The sequence below is a fragment of the Paraglaciecola sp. G1-13 genome (genome assembly GCF_055809255.1).
Map to the genome: position 1 here is coordinate 1857494 of NZ_CM147903.1, position 21106 is coordinate 1878599.

Annotated in this window: 15 protein-coding genes and 1 pseudogene; 10 read left to right on the forward strand and 6 right to left on the reverse strand. The window is 43.5% G+C overall.

Features of this window, described 5'->3' with window-relative positions; genetic code table 11:
• Positions 1-51: 51 nt before the first annotated feature.
• The 4 genes from AC0L6N_RS07780 (at position 52) to AC0L6N_RS07795 (ending at position 11051) form a co-directional block, all read left to right on the forward strand.
• Positions 52-1548 carry a tryptophan halogenase family protein gene (locus AC0L6N_RS07780; RefSeq protein WP_473480298.1) on the forward strand — a complete coding sequence of 499 codons (1497 nt, stop codon included), beginning with the start codon at positions 52-54 and terminating at the stop codon, positions 1546-1548.
• A gap of 512 nt (positions 1549-2060) precedes the next feature.
• Complete coding sequence (locus tag AC0L6N_RS07785; RefSeq protein WP_473480300.1) at positions 2061-5093, forward strand: TonB-dependent receptor; 3033 nt, start codon at positions 2061-2063, stop codon at positions 5091-5093.
• Positions 5094-5188: 95 nt separating this feature from the next.
• Positions 5189-9541, forward strand: coding sequence for an alpha-1,6-glucosidase domain-containing protein (locus AC0L6N_RS07790; RefSeq protein ID WP_473480302.1), 4353 nt, complete (start codon positions 5189-5191; stop codon positions 9539-9541).
• 892 nt (positions 9542-10433) lie between these two features.
• Entirely contained in the window at positions 10434-11051 is a 618-nt protein-coding gene (locus AC0L6N_RS07795; RefSeq protein ID WP_473480304.1) for a hypothetical protein, read from the forward strand.
• 475 nt (positions 11052-11526) lie between these two features.
• On the opposite strand, the gene AC0L6N_RS07800 is transcribed toward AC0L6N_RS07795, so the two are convergent.
• Positions 11527-12735 (reverse strand): IS4-like element ISPat1 family transposase, encoded by a 1209-nt coding sequence (locus AC0L6N_RS07800; RefSeq protein ID WP_473476437.1) that lies wholly within the window; start codon positions 12733-12735, stop codon positions 11527-11529.
• 139 nt (positions 12736-12874) lie between these two features.
• On the opposite strand from AC0L6N_RS07800, the gene AC0L6N_RS07805 reads away from it, so the two are divergent.
• From AC0L6N_RS07805 to AC0L6N_RS07820, 4 genes are all read left to right on the forward strand, one after another.
• Positions 12875-13267 carry a hypothetical protein gene (locus AC0L6N_RS07805; RefSeq protein WP_473480306.1) on the forward strand — a complete coding sequence of 131 codons (393 nt, stop codon included), beginning with the start codon at positions 12875-12877 and terminating at the stop codon, positions 13265-13267.
• Between the two features lie 78 nt (positions 13268-13345).
• A complete protein-coding gene (locus tag AC0L6N_RS07810; protein ID WP_473480308.1) occupies positions 13346-13654 on the forward strand; it encodes a hypothetical protein in 309 nt (102 codons plus the stop codon).
• Between the two features lie 115 nt (positions 13655-13769).
• Positions 13770-15908, forward strand: a complete 2139-nt coding sequence (locus AC0L6N_RS07815; RefSeq protein ID WP_473480310.1) for a PHP domain-containing protein — start codon at positions 13770-13772, stop codon at positions 15906-15908.
• Complete coding sequence (locus AC0L6N_RS07820; RefSeq protein WP_473480312.1) at positions 15895-16197, forward strand: hypothetical protein; 303 nt, start codon at positions 15895-15897, stop codon at positions 16195-16197. Before AC0L6N_RS07815 ends, AC0L6N_RS07820 begins: the two co-directional genes overlap by 14 nt.
• A gap of 101 nt (positions 16198-16298) precedes the next feature.
• Here the strand turns inward: AC0L6N_RS07820 and AC0L6N_RS07825 are convergent, their stop codons facing one another.
• Positions 16299-17507: an IS4-like element ISPat1 family transposase gene (locus AC0L6N_RS07825; protein WP_473480314.1), complete on the reverse strand. Its 1209-nt coding sequence runs from the start codon at positions 17505-17507 to the stop codon at positions 16299-16301.
• 165 nt (positions 17508-17672) lie between these two features.
• Between AC0L6N_RS07825 and AC0L6N_RS07830 the strand changes: the two genes are divergently transcribed.
• Positions 17673-18128: a hypothetical protein gene (locus AC0L6N_RS07830; RefSeq protein ID WP_473480316.1), complete on the forward strand. Its 456-nt coding sequence runs from the start codon at positions 17673-17675 to the stop codon at positions 18126-18128.
• Positions 18129-18584: 456 nt separating this feature from the next.
• Here the strand turns inward: AC0L6N_RS07830 and AC0L6N_RS07835 are convergent, their stop codons facing one another.
• The 3 genes and pseudogenes from AC0L6N_RS07835 to AC0L6N_RS07845 all read right to left on the reverse strand — a co-directional run.
• Positions 18585-18872 carry a type II toxin-antitoxin system RelE family toxin gene (locus AC0L6N_RS07835; protein ID WP_473480318.1) on the reverse strand — a complete coding sequence of 96 codons (288 nt, stop codon included), beginning with the start codon at positions 18870-18872 and terminating at the stop codon, positions 18585-18587.
• On the reverse strand, positions 18862-19110 hold the full coding sequence (locus AC0L6N_RS07840; protein WP_473480320.1) for a type II toxin-antitoxin system Phd/YefM family antitoxin: 249 nt from the start codon (positions 19108-19110) through the stop codon (positions 18862-18864). The genes AC0L6N_RS07835 and AC0L6N_RS07840 overlap by 11 nt, the downstream gene beginning before the upstream one ends.
• Before the next feature lie 319 nt (positions 19111-19429).
• A pseudogene (locus tag AC0L6N_RS07845) lies at positions 19430-19723 on the reverse strand (hypothetical protein); the annotation flags it as partial.
• 271 nt (positions 19724-19994) lie between these two features.
• On the opposite strand from AC0L6N_RS07845, the gene AC0L6N_RS07850 reads away from it, so the two are divergent.
• The gene (locus AC0L6N_RS07850; protein ID WP_473480321.1) at positions 19995-20564 is read left to right on the forward strand and encodes a hypothetical protein; all 570 of its coding nucleotides are present in this window, start codon (positions 19995-19997) and stop codon (positions 20562-20564) included.
• Positions 20565-20668: 104 nt separating this feature from the next.
• On the opposite strand, the gene AC0L6N_RS07855 is transcribed toward AC0L6N_RS07850, so the two are convergent.
• The gene (locus AC0L6N_RS07855; RefSeq protein ID WP_011574767.1) at positions 20669-21007 is read right to left on the reverse strand and encodes a YggL 50S ribosome-binding family protein; all 339 of its coding nucleotides are present in this window, start codon (positions 21005-21007) and stop codon (positions 20669-20671) included.
• Between the last annotated feature and the right edge of the window lie 99 nt (positions 21008-21106).

Consider the following 21106-nt stretch of genomic DNA (forward strand, 5'->3'; position numbering starts at 1 on the left):
TGAGTCAGGTCTTAGGTTACAAGTTCCCTGTTTAATTTAGTAAGGCGTAATATGTCTCAACCATTTAATATTGTTATCCTTGGCGGCGGCTCAGCAGGTTGGATGGCGGCTAATTTATTTGCTCACAAGTGGGCTGAAAAGTTGGTAGATAAGTCCTTAACAATAACCTTGGTTGAATCACCAGATATCGGTATTGTCGGGGTTGGTGAGGGTTCAACCCCCACACTGAAACGTTTTTTTAGCATGCTTGGTATTGGGGATAGCGACTGGATGCCTCAGTGCAACGCCACGTACAAAATGAATATCGCCTTTGAGAATTTCAGCCCTGCATCGGCTAACACGCGATACAGCCATCCGTTTATATCGCAAATAGACACCTTCACCCAACGGGCATTTATGGTGAACGCCCGCACTCGTCGCCTCGGGCTTGATACGCACACAAACCCTGGCGATTTTTTATTAAATGGCGTACTCGCTAAGCAGAACAAAGGCCCACACACACCGGCTAATTTTCCGTTTAGCATAGAATACGGTTATCACTTTGATTCCCACTTGTTAGGTGCCTTTCTACAGCAACATGCTATCGGTCTAGGCGTGGATCACGTTCAAGCAAATGTAGAAAGCATCAAGCAGCATCCTAATGGTGATATTGCGGCGCTGCACTGTAAAGAAGGCATTGAGATAAGCGGTGATTTATTTGTAGATTGCAGCGGCTTTTCCAGCGTACTGATGCAAAAGACTTTAGGCGTCAAATTTAACAGTTACAAAGACAATCTATTTAACGACTCTGCGGTTGTGGTGCCAACGCCTATAAGCGAAGATATTCCGGTTGAGACGACATCCACGGCCTTATCAGCAGGCTGGTGCTGGAAGATCCCCCTCACGAACCGATTCGGTAACGGTTATGTTTATAGTTCGGATTTTGTCAGTAAACACGACGCTGAAAGAGAGTTGAAGAACCATCTGCAACTAAATGAAAATACCGAATGTCGCCATTTATCCATGAAGGTGGGGGCCTTGGAGAAACAATGGCACAACAACTGTCTAGGTATTGGGCTGTCAGCAGGCTTTATCGAGCCCCTTGAAGCAACCGCTTTACACCTTACGCAGATATCCATCGAGCAATTCATATTAGAATTCGAAGAGGGCGACTTTTCTAATCGTTTGCAAGGGCAGTACAACGCCAAAATGCAATTTAGAACGGAGCGCACTCGGGATTATATTGTGGCGCACTACAAGCTCAATACCCGCAACGACAGTGAGTACTGGCGAGCGAACCGCAATAATATGCACCTGTCTGAATCACTGTTGCAGATATTGGACGTTTGGTATAAACGTGGGGATTTAGAAGCAGAGATCACGCGCCAAGACCTCTCGACGCACTTTAACGCCGTATCATGGAATTGCTTGTTAGCAGGTTATGGCGCATTTCCGGCACTGGCCGCAAAACAGCCTGGCACAGGCGATTTGTACAAAGAACAACACATCGAAACGTTCCTACAAGGGTGCGCATTAAACTTCACCAGTCACGCTGATCAGTTGTTTTAGTTTTTGCTCTCACCGCTTCGGTCTTTCAATCAAAAACAGTCTTTGTTCATGTGCGGTTGACATGGACTGCCAATAACACCCATTGTATTTCAAAGGCTGTTTAAATTGCCCTTTGGCACATCGACACATCGGCACATCTTCACATCGTCACCATATTTTTGTTTACAAAATATTGTGCTTGTAGCCGTTTTTCGGTCTTATCATTGCTCTCTACGTTAAATACCCCTCTGTCGCCTTTTGCGAGTAAATAGCATCTAAAATTCGGGATATCATACCTATCTTACAGAAAATGTACCGCTGACGTTTCATTTCCGTTGTGCATCCAAATCTTTGATGTTAATAAATTGTTGAATACGTATGCAGTGCGTTGTGTTGCTTATTAACTCAGCGTTAACATCTTTAGCTGGGAACAACAAGGTGTACTTCGTTTCAAAAGTTAACACTTATCTTGCGTTGATAAATGACCAAGAAGGTGTGAAACGGACGTTCGCCATACGTAATGGGACACACGCATGAAAAGATTTACACCGAATTTGGTTACCGCGGCGTTGCTGGCAAGTGGCACTGCGTTTATCGCAAGTTCAGCAGTAGCACAGCAATCGGTAGATGAACCAATCACAGCAGGATCCGTCAGTGAAAATGACGAAGAAAAACAAGGCCAGGAACTCGAGCGCATAGAGGTCAGAGGCTTTGCCACCAGTTTGATCCAGTCACTTAACCAAAAACGTTTTAGTGATACGGTATCCGAGCAAATTTCAGCAGATGACCTAGGCGGCTTGCCCGATGTGTCCATGGCAGATGCATTGACTCGATTACCCGGTATTTCAGCCGTAAGAACTGGCGGCCAAGCAGCAGAGATCAACATTCGTGGTATGTCGGGGGACTTTGTATTCTCGACCCTCAACGGCCGGGAGCAAGTGTCTACTAGTGGCTCGCGCTCTATAGAATTTGATCAATACCCTTCAGAGCTAATTTCATCGGCAGCTGTGTATAAATCCCCTAAAGCATCGCTGATTGAAGGCGGTGTGGCCGGTAGCGTGGAGCTGCAAACAGCTAGCCCGTTAAGTAACGATCAACAACACACGTTTAATGTTAACGCTCGAGGTATGTTTAACGACAGAGCAGGCGAAGTGTCTGATGCAGAAGAGTTTGGCCATCGTTTAAGTTTGTCTTATCAAGGTAAGTATTTAGACGATACCTTAGGGGTAGCCCTTGGCTACGCACGCTTATTTCAGCCAAGTGTGTCAACCCAATTCGTTGGCCTTGCCTATAACGCCACTAAAGACGTGGATAATGATGGTGACGAAGAGTTTCTAGGCGAGGGCTTTGAGTTACAACATAAAGGCGGCGAAGAAACCCGCGACGGTTATATGGGCGCGATTGAGTGGACGCCTGTTGATACCTTTACCCTAAAGGCGGATGCGTTTTTCTCAAAATTTGACTCTGAAGAATTCGCCCGTGGGTTTCGGGTCAAGCTAGGCGGTGCATCTGCTGCCGTAGCCAACCCTGTGCTAAATGGTAACGCTGTAATAGGGGGTACGTTTAATCGCACATCACAAAGCTTTACCCGTGTGGAGTTGGTTAACGATGACAACCAAGACTATGACCAAGTGTCCAGCTATGGCATTAACGCCGATTGGCAAGCAACAGACAACTTAACTTTGGCATTTGATGTGTCACAGTCAGTTGCTAAGAGTGACTTTAGAAATGGTTTGTTATGGGCCCTAGTGGGGGAAGATGCCAATGCTGAGCTACCCGTTTTCGATAACGACATCTCCATTAGTTACCTGTTGCACGGTTTAGATTTACCCGATGTCGGCTTTAGCCAAGCCGAGGCCTTCACTGATTTAGATAGGGTAATGGTCACAAAATACGGTATTTACCCTTACGAAAACGAAGATGAGCTGAACGCTTATCGCTTTGATTTGACCTACGAAATAGACGACAACGCTTTTTTCTCTTCAGTTGAATTTGGTGCGCGTTACTCTGATCGTGAATACAGCAACGATCGTTCAGTGTTCGAATATGGCAGCGACTCTAGCTTTTCAGCCAGTCAACCGCCGCTGCGCTTAACGGACGACATGGTGGATGTGGTCGATTGGGAAGGTGACTTTGGTTATTTGCCTAGCTATCTTTCTATCGACTTAAACTCAGCGCTCAATGCGTGGTTCCCCTCTGGCATACCGCAGCCAGTTAAAACGTGGGGGGCAGGTAGCCCAGGGGTGATAAACGGACCGGGCGAGGGGCCTAACACCAGCTGGACCATGCTTGAAAGCGGTAAAGTGTTTGAAAAGGTCACCGCTGCATACATCATGGCAAACATAGATACTGAGCTGTTTGGCTTGCCCGTTACCGGAAACGTGGGTGTGCGTATGGTGGAAACCGAGCAATCATCTACAGTACTGCAAGATGTGTCTGAAGACATCATTGACCCAGATACAGGTGAAGTCATTGATAACCGAGGTAACCCAGCCAACGGTGCTCAATTTATTACGGATGATGCGGGCTTGGTGAATGACTTTTATCGCCCAGCACTGCTGACTGATAAATACCGAGATTACCTACCTTCAATCAACCTGAACTTCAAGCTGACTGACAGTGAACAGCTGCGCTTTGCTGCGGCGAAAGTGCTTGGCCGAGCGCCGATTAATCGTTTGTTTGCCAACGCCACCGTGCGGGTGGAAGACGTACAAGCCTTTCGCGATCAAGATACAGGCGAGATTGTTTTATCTAAACCGACGGCAGTTATCTCTGGCAGTGCCACGAACAGCCCGTATCTTCGCCCGTTCTATGCCGATCAATACGATATCTCTTACGAGAAGTACTTTGAAGATACTGATGGTGCCTTCATCGCGGCGTTATTTTACAAAGACATTAAGTCGTTCATCAATACCTTTAAAGAAGACCCGTTTGATTTCACCGGTAACGGATTCACCATCCCGGCAGACATCACCGTACTGGTGACAGATGAAGAGGGCGAGCCGTTATTTAATGACGATGGTTCACGCTTATCGGTGCAAGTACCCACTGAAAATGGTGGCTATGAAACCGCCGTGAATAACGACAAAGGCGGCTATATTCGCGGCGCTGAGTTGTCATATACGCAAATCTATTCGTTTCTTCCTGACATGTGGTCGGGCTTGGGCATGAGTGCCAGCTATTCCTACACAGAAAGTGAAATTCAAACCCAAACCACATTAGGCGGTGCATCGGTAGAGCAAACCTTGCCGGGTTTATCTGAAAACGTCGTCGCGGCCACGGTGTTCTGGGAATACGAAGATTTCGAAACTCGATTAAGTGTGCGTTGGCGTGATGCGTTTGTGTCAAAGCAGGTGGCGGTGAATGAACAAGTGGTTAATTTCGATTCAGAAACCGTGATTGATTATCAGGCGTCATACAACATCAACGAGAATCTCGGCATGTTGTTTCAAGTGAATAACCTGACCGACGAGCCAACCAAAAGTTATTTCGGCAGTGAAGTGCAAACGGGGACCATTCAGTACTTTGGTCGCCAGATATTTCTGGGCGTAACGTACTCGCTTTAATTGCTAACGCATTTTCATTTATACATGACTAAATTCATTGCGCCAGCGTTGCGTGATGATTGTTATTTGATAAAAATTTTATGGAGTATAAACGTATGTTTACTCGCACCGATAGTCTGCCTTTATTGGCAATTTCAATTAGTTTACTTAGCCTCAATGGCTGTGGTGGTTCAGGCTCCGAGCCCGGCACCACATTATTAACCTGTAGCATTCCTAATGTACCGGACGCGTCTGGCACCAGTTGTGTGGCGCCAGAGCCGATTAGCTGTGCGCCACCCACCGTGCCTGACGCTTTAAACGAGTCTTGCGTGGTAGGGGCTGACCCTACAGCACCTGCACCTATGGCAAGCCCCGCGATGGACCAAGCCGTATTGTATTTTAACTTAGCCGCTAAAGGCGCTGACAACAGCCAAAATGATGAAACCTACACTGGCTATCGTTTACATACTTGGAATAACGATACGTGTGACGCCTACGCCGATGCTGACACCGATTGGGCGAATGGCCGCGAACACACAGGCATCGACCCCAATTATGGCGCGTACTGGGTCCTTGAATTAAAACCGGATTACGCTGGCTCACTGGGTGCGTGCGGTAATTTCATTATTCACGTAGGCACTGATGACGCTGGCAAAGAGCTTGGTGGCGGTGACTTTACAATGCCTTTATCACAAGACGATCCCGAGTTTGCCCGAATGAACTTTACCTTCACTGACGTGGCTTCTATTTTCGAATTCCCGATTGTGTCGTTAGGGCCTCAACCGGTGAAAATTGATGGTGCGGCTGCCCATTGGATAGATGGCAACACGTTACTGTGGGATATAGACCCTACCGCTGTTAGCCAAGTGAAATTACATTATTCAGCCAATGCAGACTTAAGCGTTGACGTGGACACAGGTTTAAGCGGCACGGCAATCGAGCTTGAAGAAATCGAACTCACCGACGCGCAAAAAGCCCGTGTACCTCATTTGGCCAATATGCAGGCATTTGCAGGCGACTGGAGCACGGATGAGGCAAAAGAGGTGCTTAAAACCCAAGCGGTGTTGGCCTCGTATGATGCCGAAAGCGTGCTTAATGGCGCGACCCAAATTCAGTTAGCTAACGCCATAGATGCGCTGTACACCCAGGGCGAAAATGATGCTGATGAAGCCCGCTTGGGGGCGGTTTATAGCGACGGGGGGATTCAAGTTAACCTATGGGCACCGACTGCTCAGTCAGTGAGTTTGAAACTGTTTAATGATGCAAAAGCAGAAACGGCCAGCTACCCCATGGCGCTTGATAGCAATAGCGGTATATGGCGCTATGAGGGCGGTGTAGAGCTTGACCGTCAATTGTATCGTTTCGAAGTAACAGCCTATCATCCAGTGACTATGTTGCTTGAAACCATGCTCACAACGGACCCTTATTCGTTAAGCTTATCCACCAATAGCCGCTTCTCGCAGTTTGTAAATTTAAATGACGAAGACCTCAAGCCTGAGGGGTGGGAGACCCACGAGATCCCTACCATTTCCAACCCTGAAGATGCCGTGATCTACGAAGGGCATATTCGGGATTTCAGCGTGCGTGATGAAAGCACCAGTGCACAACATCGCGGTAAATATTTGGCGTTCACCGAACAGGGCAGTGTGCCCAATCAGCATTTAGCGAAATTAGTTGAAAACGGTTTGACTCATTTTCATGTGTTGCCAGCAAACGATATGGCAACGGTTGAAGAAGATGAAAGCCAAAGTGTTGACTTGACCAGTACTGTAGCGGATTTATGCCGCCTAAATCGCCAAGCGGCCGTGTGCGATGAAGAAAACGCAGACGCGACTCTGCAATCTGTGTTTGATAGTTATGATGCTATCGCTGAGCCACAAAAAGCCCAAGCTCTCACCGAGCAAATGCGCGGCGATGATAGGTTTAACTGGGGCTACGATCCTTATCACTTCAACGTGCCAGAAGGGAGCTATGCCACTGACGCGGATGGTGTAACACGCATAAAAGAGATGCGTGCGATGAATCAATCATTACATGAAATGGGCATGCGAGTAGCGCTAGATGTGGTGTACAACCATACCAATGCGTCTGGCTTAAATGGCAAGTCGGTATTGGATAAAGTCGTGCCGGGCTATTATCACAGATATGACACCATTACCGGTGGCATCGTCCGCGAAACGTGCTGTGACGACACCGAGCCACGCAATCGCATGATGGAAAAGTTCATGCAAGACTCGTTGGTGATGTGGGCCACGCAGTACAAGTTCGACTCATTCCGTTTTGACATTATGAGTCAAGCCACCAAAGACACCATGCTGCGCTTAGAATCCGCTGTTAAAGCGGTGGATGAAGACAACTATTTCTATGGTGAAGGTTGGATAAAAGAAGACCGAGGCTACGAGCAAGCTACGCAGATTAATATGGCAGGCACACAAATTGGCACCTACAACGACCGCATTCGCGAAGCTGTGCGCCAAGGCCAAATATTCAGTACCGAGCCAAGCGATAGCGCATTAGCCGCCCAAGATAAAGTTAAAATGAGCCTAGCAGGTACGTTAACTGACTATATTTTGGAAGATTACAAAGGCGCAGCGTCAGCCACCAGTAATATAGGTGGCTACGCAACTGACCCAGCTGACATCATCAACTACGTGTCAAAGCATGATAATGAAACCTTGTGGGATCAATTGCAGTACACCTTACCCAACGATATGACCTTGGCCGAGCGGGTACGGGCGCAGAATATTGCGGCGACCCTTCCTTTGATGTCTCAAGGTATTCCGTTCTTTCAATTAGGCGGTGATTTCTTGCGCTCTAAATCGATGGATCGCAACACCTATGATGCCGGCGATTGGTTTAACTATGTAGATTTCACTATGAACAGTAATAACTGGCTGGTGGGGCTAGCGTTAGCTCAAGATAACGAAGGTCGCTGGGCAGAAATGGCTAATTTCATCTACAGCCCTGAGCGCGCCGCCAGCATGACCGAAATCGAGTTTGCATCTAATGTGTTTAATGAGTTGCTTAAAATACGTAGCTCATCAGCGTTATTCCGCTTAACCACAGCTGGAGATATTATCGACCGTATTGGCTTTCATAACATCGGCGCCCGTCAAACCCAAGGTTTGATTGTGATGAGCATTGATGATGGCATAGCGGCTGACAACGCCGAGGCAGGTGAAAACCAAATACAACGAGCTGACATTGACCCAATGGCTGATGCGTTAGTGGTGATCGTCAACAGTAGCAGCGAACAGCAAACCCATGGCGTGCCAACCGCACAGGGTTTCGAGTTACATTCAGTGTTAATGAACTCAGTTGATAGCCAAGTACGAGGTGCAAGCTTTGCTCAAGGTGAAGGGGATAACGAAGGCAAAGGCATGTTCACTGTTCCTGCATTGACCACAGCCGTATTCGTTAAACCACAAATGGGCGCGCAAGGTGTGGGCTTATCGGCTTATGCGACATCAGGTGCACCAGATGTTGTCCCGTATGGCAGCACATCTGTGTTTGTGCGCGGTGCGATGAATGGCTGGGGTGAAGTAGATGAAATGGTTTATCAAGGCGATGGTGTTTACGGCGCAGCAATATCCATTGAGCCTGGTGATTATGAGTTCAAAGTGGCTTCAGCTGATTGGTCTACCGTGGATTTTGGCGCCAATAACGGCGATGAATCTGTGGCGCTTAGTGCTGATAATACCTTAACCGCTGGCGGCACAAATTTACAGTTATCGCTAAGCCAAGCACGCGTGCTTAAATTTACCTTAGATGCCAGTGATAAATCAGCACCGGTATTAACGGTGGATAACGAAGAGCCGTTTTTTGGCACGACCGTGTTTGTGCGCGGCTCACTCAATGGCTGGGGTGAAGATGACCCGATGGACTATGCGATTGGCGGGCAGTACAGCAGAACCATTGAAGTAACAGCAGGTTCGTACGAGTTTAAAGTGGCTTCTGCAGACTGGTCAACGGTGGACTTCGGCTCAGCAGATGCTGATGTGAATCTGGCGGTAGGCCAAAGCAAGGCGCTCGCGCCAGGCGGCTCAAACATGACAGTAACCTTCGACTATGATGGTCAATACACCTTTGTATTCGATGCCAGTGACAAAGCCGCACCGACGCTAAGCATATTTGACGCCGAGATGTTTGGTGAAAATACGGTCTTTATTCGCGGTGGGATGAATGGCTGGGGGGAAGTTGATGCACTGGTATTTAAAGCTGACGGTAGCTACATCGTTGATATTGTAATTGACGCCGGCAGTTACGAATTCAAAATTGCCACGGGCGATTGGTCAACGATAGATTTGGGCGGGGTAGGGGATGACACCCAAGTCATTGTTGGCCAGGCTAAGCAATTGACTTACGCCGGTGCTAATTTGATGATTGATATACCCACTACGGCTACTTATCGTTTTAGCGTTGTCGGGCCTGACCCATCTGCGCCTAAGGTCACGGTGACGCAGTTGTAGGCTGACTGTTGCATGCAAGCCATGCAATAAAGCACTAGCAAACTCAAAACGCGATATTTATTATCGCGTTTTTTGTTTTTAGGCAGAGTGATAATTGTTCCATGGCGTTGGTATTAACAGTATTTATTAGAGCAACGGCAGCAAAGTACGTAAAGCGGAAGTTGGCACTAGAAAAATTGACTGACGTCAATGAGCAATCAGGAGTCACTCGACTGATTCTAACCTTCTGCATTCAGTAAAATAGCTGACTAAAATATTTTTGATTATTTAGGCGAAAACCCCTGTTTGGATATACAAGTTAAAGAGCTTTCCCATATATTCAGGAAAACGACCCAGTCGCTCGTTTTTGTTCTTATCATTTTATCTAGATCGCCAGTTTTCCTTTATGTAGCAATATGATAGTTAGTTTGGTATTAATAGCTGAAGTATAAAAGTGAGCGATGCGTCGGCAGAAAAACGCGCAAATCGCGCTATATTAAATTGTTCTCTTGGAATTGGGAAGAGGTAAACCTAGATATTATAGTCCATATAGAACATTTTACTGTATAAATAAACAGTATATTTAACGCTGTTTTAAGGACAATAAAATCTAGCAAGGAGACTTGACGGGACTATACTGTTCTTCAACCCTTAAGCTTAGTTATGAGGCTGTTGAAATACGCGTTAATTTCCATACAGACCTCTAACTAAGCTTAAGGTAATGAACTCCCTCTCAAGTACCATTTTTGCGAATTTCCCAATCTTCGCAGCCAAAACGACTAAGGTCTGTCTGCCAGAGAACAAGTCAATAAATACGATTCCACTTGTTTGTCATTTTCTATTGCAAACAACACAATAAAACCGCCAAACTAGCTACACGTATTATTGAAGCGTTATATTTCAAGGAGAGTCGGTGTCAGCCGCAGATAAATTTAAAAAGGAATTAGGCATGGAGCTTAAAGCTCTTTTTTTGGGAGAGTTTAAGTTTTATAAATCAAAACTTGAATTGCGAAGAAAAAGAGAAAAAGGCTTTGATGTTATAGTTTTATCCGGTTCAAATAAATGGTCTCCATTAATAGACGTTTCATTTTATTTTGGTCGAAATTATGATCTTGCTCGTAAAGTTGAGAAGGTGCTTGATTCATATCCAATGCCTTATCAAATACAACAATATTCTCCCAACGTTAATGCTATGAATGGGCTTGAGTATTCGGGTGATGGTATATGGGAAGTAAATATTGAAGAACCACCTCAAAATTTGGCTGTAATAATTAAAAAGGCTATAGAAGAAATCGCTTTTCCATTTTTTGAAAAGTTCACAACATTAGAGGCAGCACAAGAAGCTCTAGCTAATGATCACTCTTGGTGCTTTTCTCCTAAAGGGCCTTTTTATCATATGCTTTTCATGATAGATGCCGCTTTAGGTGATTTAGAGCATTTTAAAAAATGGTCTAAATGTTTAGACGATTTTTATACCGAACAATCACAGGAAAATATATCAAAGTTAGAGTCCGGTGGGATTGAAATATAACAAGAAATTCAACAAGGACAAAAAACAGTTGGCTTTTTGTTCACTACGTTCACTTATTTTAGCCAACCATTTTTTGCCTGTTAATTGGGCGTTATGATTTCGCCACTAAACAAGATGTAATTGTTGTTCAAACTTGCATTTCAATGATGGATTAGTGGTAAATCAAAAGAATGGGCTTTCGCCAGGTTGAGATTACTCATCAAAAATAGGCATTTCGCATTTCGAGTTTTTACGGTTAGATAATGTCGTCGCCATTTTCTTGTTTAACTTTTGTTGGTTTGGCTCAAGTTTGAATGTCGTGGTTTTAGTGGCGCGGAGTTATTAGTTTTAATTGGTTGTTTTGGTTAATGTTGGTGTTAATTCACGTTTGTCATAACAAATTGCTTAACAGGACGTATCACGCTTGGCTACGCTCCTTCGTCGCAAATTTTAGCCAAGCTTTTTACGCCTGTTAGCAAGGCGCTGGGGGATCCCCTCATAGAATTGGTCTTCCTTCTTTGTGAACCCAGGTAATGTATTGGGCGATAGCCCATGTCATTTGGGCTGAGTTCATCCTGTAATCTTTTGCCCTTTTCCTGACTTCTCTGCCTAGTCTAATGATAGATAACACGCGCCGATGTCGAGTCGTGTTAGCTTGAAACTCTCTTTCCCAGTTTTGCTTCACGGCGATGATACCGAGTAACCGTAATAGCCATTCTGCGAGCATCGCAATCAGCAGTAATATGTCGAATCGTTTGGTACAGCGACTGTTGCTGTGACGAAGACCCATTCCGTATTGAGGGCTTTTAATATCACGGAAGGTTTCTTCTATTTGCATCCGTCTTGCATAAAGGGAAACCAGCTGTTTTGAGTTAAGTTTATCGTTCTCGGGAAGATTAGTGGCGAGTAGCCAAGGCTCTTTGCTACCCGCACGATAGCTTTGCTGGGCGGTGTGGTTTCGACCTGCCTTTGAAGAGCGTTTATCCTTTCGATGTTTGGCCTTTGCTTTGTACAAATGCAGGTGTGCATGAAGCGGGCTTTTACGCCCCAACTCACCGCAGCCAAGGTATTTGGCGCGAGAATTTGCACTGGGGTAAAACGACTTATTACTTTGCCATGATGCTTGCCCATCACGCTTAAATCCCACATCTCCGCGCACTCGGCCTAGCCAGAACCATCCATGCTTTTCGACTTCTCGAAACCAAGGGTTACGATAGCCTGCATCGGTCACAATCAACGGGCAACAACCCGACGGCAGGATACTCGCCAACTCCCGTAAAAACGGATTATGACTAACAGGTGAATTGTATTCACCGAATGAAAATACGCGCTCATAAAGCGTGACAGAGCGCCCCTGAACACTGACCGATGCACGTAAGGTTAAATGCCTGAGCTGCTCACGCACATCAGACCAATCCACAAGAACAACCGGCATGGGGTTAGCGCCGCAAAGTAGCTTTGCGTGCCAACGATAGATGTCGAGCCGTTCATTATGTAGGTTGTTATTACCAAGCAGCCTGTCGATGCGTTTAATGTTGTGTTTCGGGGCCACGGAGCCTGAGATATTGCGTCCTAATTCGGTCAACGACAGTTGCTGACCATCTAGCAAAGATTGGGTGGCAACCATCAAAGAGGAAAGACGTTTGGCATGTAGATTAGGGCATTGTTTTTTAAGCAAATCGTGTAAGATATGAATATCACGCATGGTGTTGTTATCTAGTTGGTTTTTGGCGAAATTTATTAGATCAAATGGCGCTATGCGTGTCTATATTATTGTTTCTGCTCATAATTATGAGGGGATTCGTTAGAGCAAGGCGTTATATGCCAATGATAATGGAATCAACGTGACATCTGAACAAAGAGAACGATATGCCCGCTGGCAAAATCATCGAGTAAGTCAGCTATCTTTTTCCATCAACTTGTTTTTGGGATTTGCTGTTGCATCTCTCGCTTACGTAATTAATCTAATACTTACTACCGCAAAGGGTAATACGGTACTTGAATGTGTATTAATAATTTGGGCGATTAGTGCTAGTGCTGGTTGTATTGCTACTGTTACCAGGCTCTTAGATTTTAGGTATACAGCTTTAAAAATAAGGTCGCCAAATGCTTGTAACCAATTTTTAGCAGCACATTTAGGTAAAGTTACTTGGGGTATGTTTTGGGTTCAAATTATCTTGTATCCATATGGTGCATTTCATTTTATTAATAATTACGTGCTTGCAAATGGCATATAACAAAAACATCATGGTGGGAATTTTACTCGCTGAAAAAGCGCTCCTAAAATCCCCATATGTTAAGCGTTATGTTGCACAATGAAAATTAAGCATATTGCTATTGCCACAGTTCTGCATTTTATAACTCTAGCTATTTTCTGGCTCTTGAGTTTAGGCGCAACTATAGGACTTGGCTTCAAAGATGAACTTACTTTGTTTGATGAGATTTATAAATTTGTCTCATTAAATGGTATGAAAATCTTATCAGGTTTTAACTGGATATTATTTCATTACTTTAACGAGTTAAATGTTGTTTTTCAGTGGTTAATTATACTCTTAAATAGTTTAACCCAAGGTGTGTTATTCCTATTTTTGTATGGTAGGTTACTCAAGTGTAAAGCAACATAACAAGTCACTGCAAAGGACTAAAAACAGCTGGCTATTGCTCGTGCCTCGCTATTTTAGCCATCAATTTTTAGCCTCTGAGTGGGGCGTTAGCTTTCAATCATAGATAAGGGATGTCGTGAAGATAGATATACATGTTCATACTAGAAAAACTAAGCAAGGAGACGCTCCTACTAGAGAAGTCACACCTGAAAAGTTCTCTAAAATAGTATTATCAACTGACGTGAAAATCTTAGCTATTACAAACCATAATGTTTTCGATTTACAACAATTCAATCAAATGGAAGTTGGTTTAGATGGTGCGGTTCAAATTTGGCCTGGTATAGAGTTAGATGTAATCGATGACGGAAAAAGGTCTCACTTGATAGTTATTGTTTCTCCTGACAAACGGGATGAATTTAATCAGGTAATTAACCAACTTACCGAGGGAAAATCCGCAGACGAGTTTACCATTTCACTTGAAGATACAGTCGAGTCTTTTGAAAAGCTTGGCCCATTATATGTAGCTCATTATTTGGGTAAGAAGCCTGATATGAGCGAAGCTAGTATTTTTAAGTTATTGGCCATGGGAATAAACTCTAATCGTGTGATTAAAGAGGCAACAAACTCCATCTCTGCGGGAATATTTATTGCCCATGGGCACAAATCAATGTACGGCTCTGATGTGCAAGATTGGGATAAATATACAGAAAATGTAGAAGAGCTACCAGAGTTGAGATTGTCTGTAGATAGCTTCGAGCATTTCTGTCTTTTACTTGAAAAAGATGTACCCGCCATAGACACGGCTATAGAACGTAAGCATTCTGAAATTTTAACGCTTCAACCTTTTGAAGATGAAACAAAGGTTAAAATCCGCGCGTTTAATGATATTAATATTATCTTTGGCCCTAAGGGGACTGGTAAAACTAAAATTCTTGAAGCGATCGCCAAGCATTATTCTAATCGTGGAATAATGGCTTCTGTATTTGAGTCAGCACCAGATAAGTTAGCAGATAGATTTGATATTAAAGGAAAAAACATTGAAGAATCTATAGATTTACAAGGTGTAGATTGCTGTCACGAAGAAATTAGTCGGATTAGAAAAGCTAAAGAATCAGACATTACAAGCCTTTATAAATATCGTGAATTCTTCAATTCAGAAAACAAAAATGCTAAAAAAATGAAGATAAAAGATCTTCCTACGCTTCTATCAGAAAACTCTGACAGTAAGTTTAATGAATACAAAGAAGCACATAGTAAAGTACAGGATATGGTGAATTTTCTTAAAACTAATTCATCTGTGGATGAAGTGACGACAGATGAAGAGCGAGCTAGCCTAATATCTGATTTAAATGTGCTTTCATCGAAACTTAAAAATGGCTCTTGGGAACTTTTTGCTGAATGGAAGAGTGCAAAATTAACTGACAGTGCATCTCAATGTTTTAGAGACGAAGTTACCCGTAAAACTGGAGAAAGAAGTAAGCCAAGTGATACAGGCTTTAAAACATTCGCTACAAATAGGTTAAATATCGGTCGGGATTCAAAAAAAGTCATTGAAAATATCAATAAAAGTATTCAAGACAAAATAGAAAACGTTGGTGTTCTTGGCCCAGATAAGGGCTTCCTAAAATGTGCAACTAGCTTTCAGTTCCAGAATGGCGGTATTCATGAGGCTAAATACTTATCAATGAAAAGTATGCGAAAACAAGACCAAAAGGAATTTGTTCGAATTATGGGCTCAATAAATGATAAAGCAACATCTGATGACTTATTTGATTCAGTTACTGAATTAAATGCAATTGTTGATATTGATAAAATATTAAGTCTTTCTGATTTGTTACTTTTCTGGAGACGATTCACCTTATCTGGTGAGAATTACTCTCCTTCGAATGGTGAATGTTCAATGCTCAACTTACATAGTGAGTTAGCTGAAGATAAAGAAATTTACCTACTAGATGAACCAGAAAGAAGTCTTGGTAATGAATATATTAATGATGTAATTATTCCACTAATAAATGACAAAGCAATACAAGGTAAAATGGTCTTTATATCCACTCATGATGCGAATGTTGCTGTCAGAACATTGCCTTATAACTCTATTTATAGATGTCATGATAAAGATGGATACGGCACATATACAGGAAATCCATTTTCAAATAGCTTGATATGTTTAGAAAATACAGAAAAAACTTTAGATTGGAAACAAATCAGCATGAAAACCCTTGAAGGTGGACAGAATGCTTTTGGTGAGAGAGGAAAAATATATGGAAACAATTGAAGCAGAGTTGGTTACGATTGATGGTGATTACTTTATTAATATCCTAGAAGAATCCCAAATATCAATCCCTATATCAAATGATGATCCTAATGCTGTAAAGTCTGCATTTAACTGTTTAATTGAGCGCTTGAAAAAGGGAGTGTTTTCAATCAGTTTAAAAGATGCAGATAAAGACCTTTTTTATCATGTGGCAAGAGAATACCTTGAGCAATTAAATGGGGAATTACTAGATGTTCATCAAGAGATGGAAAAGTACGGTTTTGTAGATGATGGCGCACAAGAAAGCTAACAAAGCACTTAAACGGAACTAAAACAGTGGGTTAGGTTTCGCTTCGCTACACATTTTAACCCACTATTTTAGTCCGCTTAGTGCGGCGCTGGGGGATCCCCTCATAGAATTGGTCTTCCTTCTTTGTGAACCCAGGTAATATATTGGGCGATAGCCCATGTCATTTGAGCTGAGTTCATCCTGTAATCTTTTGCCCTTTTCCTGACTTCTCTGCCTAGTCTAATGATAGATAACACGCGCCGATGACGGATGGTGTTAGCTTGAAATGCTCTTTCCCAGTTTTGCTTCACGGCGATGATACCGAGTAGCCGTAATAGCCATTCTGCGAGCATCGCTATCAGCAGTAATATGTCGAATCGTTTGGTACAGCGACTGTTGCTGTGACGCAGTCCCATGCCGTATTGAGGGCTTTTAATATCACGGAAGGTTTCTTCTATTTGCATCCGTCTTGCGTACAGGGAAACCAGCTGTTTTGAGTTAAGTTTATCGTTCTCGGGAAGATTAGTGGCGAGTAGCCAAGGCTCTTTGCTACCCGCACGATAGCTTTGCTGGGCGGTGTGATTTCGCCCTGCCTTTGACGAGCGTTTATCCTTTCGATGTTTGGCCTTTGCTTTGTACAAATGCAGGTGTGCATGAAGCGGGCTGTTACGCCCTAATTGCCCACACCCAAGGTATTTGGCCCGAGAATTTGCACTGGGATAAAACGACTTATTACTTTGCCATGATGCTTGCCCATCACGCTTAAATCCCACATCACCGCGCACTCGGCCTAGCCAGAACCATCCATGCTTTTCGACTTCACGAAACCAAGGGTTACGATAGCCTGCATCGGTCACAATCAACGGGCAACAACCCGACGGCAGGATACTCGCCAACTCCCGTAAAAACGGATTATGACTAACAGGTGAATTGTATTCACCGAATGAAAATACGCGCTCATAAAGCGTGACAGAGCGCCCCTGAACACTGACCGATGCACGTAAGGTTAAATGCCTGAGCTGCTCACGCACATCAGACCAATCCACAAGAACAACCGGCATGGGGTTAGCACCGCAAAGTAGCTTTGCGTGCCAACGATAGATGTCGAGCCGTTCAATATGTAGGTTGCTATTACCAAGCAGTCTGTCGATGCGTTTAATGTTGTGTTTCGGGGCCACGGAGCCTGAGATATTGCGTCCTAATTCGGTCAACGACAGTTGCTGGCCATCTAGCAAAGATTGGGTGGCAACCATCAAAGAGGAAAGGCGTTTTGCATGTAGATTAGGGCATTGCTTTTTAAGCAAATCGTGTAAGATATGAATATCACGCATGGTGTTGTTATCTGGTTGGTTTTTGGCGAAATTTATTAGATCAAATGGCGCTATGCGTGTCTATATTATTGTTTCTGCTCATAATTATGAGGGGATTCATTAGAACGAGGCGTTAGCTTTAAAAATGAGGTAAGAATGAAATTTTCAAGAATACTAGGTATTTTCTTGTGTATGGCATCAATCAATGCGTACGCAGACAAAGAGATAGACAAGCTTACGTTACCTATTATGGATTCGATCCACGAGGGAGAGGTAAGTAATATATTTTCAATGGCATTTCCTGAAGGAAGTCCAAGCAGAAGATACTTCTCCGACTCAGATATAGCCCAGTACGACAATCAATTTGAAAATAGTTTCAAAGCCTTGGGGAAATCTAGTGGGTACTTTGAGTATCTCCACTCTGATATTCCAGATGTATTGGTGTTGAAATACTATGTGGTCAAATTCGACGTTGAGCCCGCTATTGTGAAGCTCGTCCTATACAAGCAAGACAAAGATTGGCGCATTAATTCAATACAAGTTGATGATGAGTTGGATGATTACCTTGAAGAGTCGGCCAAATATAGACTTGGAGCATTAGGTCTTCCCGATGTTCGCGAAGAAATTAAAGCTAACAAGTAAAGCCAGCCTCGCTCCTTCGAGGCTGGACTCGCTGCGCTCGCCGCTGCTTTAGGCGTTAGGGTTACTCGGGTATGCTGCTCCAGATAGGGATTATCATTTGTGCTTTAGTTGTAGGATTTATTGAGTCTTATTTTTACATGGGCTTCGCTGCACGATTAGCTAGAGATAAAAAGGAAATCGGTATTGCAAATTTTCGTTTAACTGAAGCACACGAGGCATTCACAAAAGGAAATAGTTACACTAAGCACATTCTTGAAAATGAGCGGTCAAAGTTTAAATGGTGTCGTCGGTTACGTATCTCACTTTTTATTGTCTTTGTGACATCAATATTCTTTGTAAGCAATTAACTAAGTGTAACCCTAACAAACTGTTTAAAGTGGACAAAATTACGTTGGCTTGGTTTCGCTCCGCTTCACATTTTAGCCAACATAATTTTGCCAATTAACAGGGCGTTCTCTAGCTTGTGCGTTTCATTGCAACTTTGTAGACTTTTCCTTTGTCGCGCTTTCCTACTGAAATCACAGTGACGGTAATGATAGAGTCATTTACTTCGTAAACTAGGCGATAACCAGCTTGTCTCAATTTAATTTTATAAAGTTCATTGGCACCTGATAATTTAGCACTTTGGATATGTGGTTTTTCTAAAACTTCACCTAGTTTCTTTTTAAACTGCTGCTGTACGGTTGAACCAAGCTTCTTCCATTCCTTCAGGGCTGTTTTTTTAAATTCTAACTCATAGGTCATTTATACTAACCTTTATGCTCTCTTCACTTTTTCTAGATTCAGCAATACTCAATAGCTCAAGATCTTCCATGTGATCCATCATAAATTCATAAGTATCTGCTGGTATGCAATAAAAAGCAGGCTCATTTCTATTTAAAACAGCAATTGCTTCACCGTCTGCGCTCATAGCAACTTTCATTGGGTTAGCTTTTAATTCACTAATGCTTGCTGCGGCTTCAGTTAATATTCTAGTAGTCATACGCTTCTCAGTACTTTAAAATGGTCTTTATTTAGGTCTTAGTATAACCCTCGAAACATAACAAGGCAATTAAACGGACAAAAGATACTTACATAGAAAGATACTTACATAGACACCCATCTTTAGAATCGTATTAAAAAGCACACCTGCTCAGAGTGGGGAAATGCCCCGCAACAGGCGTCAAGGTACTTTTGATCTAAATGGTTGGGGATTATTACTGGAAAAGTGAGCGTAGAGGAAGGAAACTGCGCGCAAGGTCAATTTTCGGGCAAGGGAGTAGGCTACAAGATATGCATGATATGTAGTGTTCGAAATTGATTTAAGCGCGCCTTAACAACGCTTTCGCTTTGGTCATGCCACGCAGCCGTTGATGATGGGTGTGGCGGTTGAACGCATTCATCATTTGCTCCGTACCTGCTGCGTAGCAGAAGTGTTTTTCGAACTCCGTGGTTAATGTTAACCACTGAGCAGAGTCTAATCCCAATCTTTGTAGAATAGGGCTGTGAGTGTTATCAATATGACCGGCCTTATCATCTCGAATGCATCGGCCTGTCGTGTCTACCAATTCACAATAGTCTTTGAGTGAGTAAGCGATACCTTTGGGCATTTCTTCAAAGGTCATTCCTCGTGTTATCTGTATTTTATGTCGAAAGCTTCGCTCTTGCTCATTCTCTGTCTTTATCGCGATGTAACCCATTATTGATGGGGCGTAAGCTTTAAAGAACGTCTCAATGTAGGCGCGTGTTCAGCTACTTTTCAGGGTAGTGGTTTTAGCGCTGATATTAGCTCTCATGTTGGCGCTGAATGTGCTACTGCTTCAAGCGAACGTAGTTTATGTGTAAACACGTTAGGCGTGAATACATTGGCCGAAGGAGTACAGAACCATGATAGTGACGAGTTTCGAGTACGAAAAATGGCAAAACGAATATGCTGCAAGAGCAAATGATGTGGATAAAGCAACTCGCGGTGATAATGCCAATCAGCAAACGGCTTCCGGCAGTGGGCAAGCATTTGCCGCTGAATTGACAGTTCAACAATCACATCAACAATCACATCAACAATCACATCAGCAATCAAAGCAGCGAGATAGCATCACAGAATCTAATCACGTAAATGAACCACAGCAGGGCGAACCAACGTTTGGCGATGAAGCTTTTGAGTATCTGTTAGCGAACAGGCTGGGAGTAGATAAACGTACCCTTGATGAGCTTAAGGCAGAGCTTGAAGCTTTAGCGTCAGAGCGCGACAACCTGATAGAAAAAGAATCACTGAACGAAGCGCAACAACAAAGGCTTGAAGTGATAAATGAGCGTATTGATGCGTTAACACAGCTCATGCAAGACTTACTGGAGCAAGCAAGTGAACGAATCGCCGAGCATGAAGCACAACAGGCGTTATTGTCAGGCTTTGCACAAAGCAATCAAAGTGAGACTAAGCGATCATTTGGGATATGATAATATGTGTCGCAGGAAATAGAAGAACATTGCGTTGCTGTGCATAGAAAACACACGAGCAACGCACGGTCATCTTTATGAGATGCCGTTGTTCAATATCGTTGTTAGATACCGTAAATTGCGTCAACCAACGGGCCAACTTTTACATCACTAGCGATGTTTTGGCCGTTTAAAAACGCTTCGATGGCGGTTTTATCTTCTTCGGTAGCATTCCCGTAACGATCAGCAGAGGTAACGAACCCTTCCAATGTTTCGCTTTCATCATTCAGCGTAATGTAAAGGTTTTGCGCAATAACAACATCAGCAAATGTGTTGAAGAACGCTTCGTATTCGTCTTCTGATACTTCAGCCAAATTACAGCTAAATTCAAAGCCAAGAATGGCCCATTCGTCTAAATGAAGTTTCTTACGAATACGTCTGTTTCTCGTTGTTTTCTCTGTCATGGTATACCTGTAAAATATGTGCGAAATAAATGGCGCTAACATTTGCTCACGCATGTAAAACGTGAAGGCTAAACGTTGGTTACGCCGTTAACGCGCGCA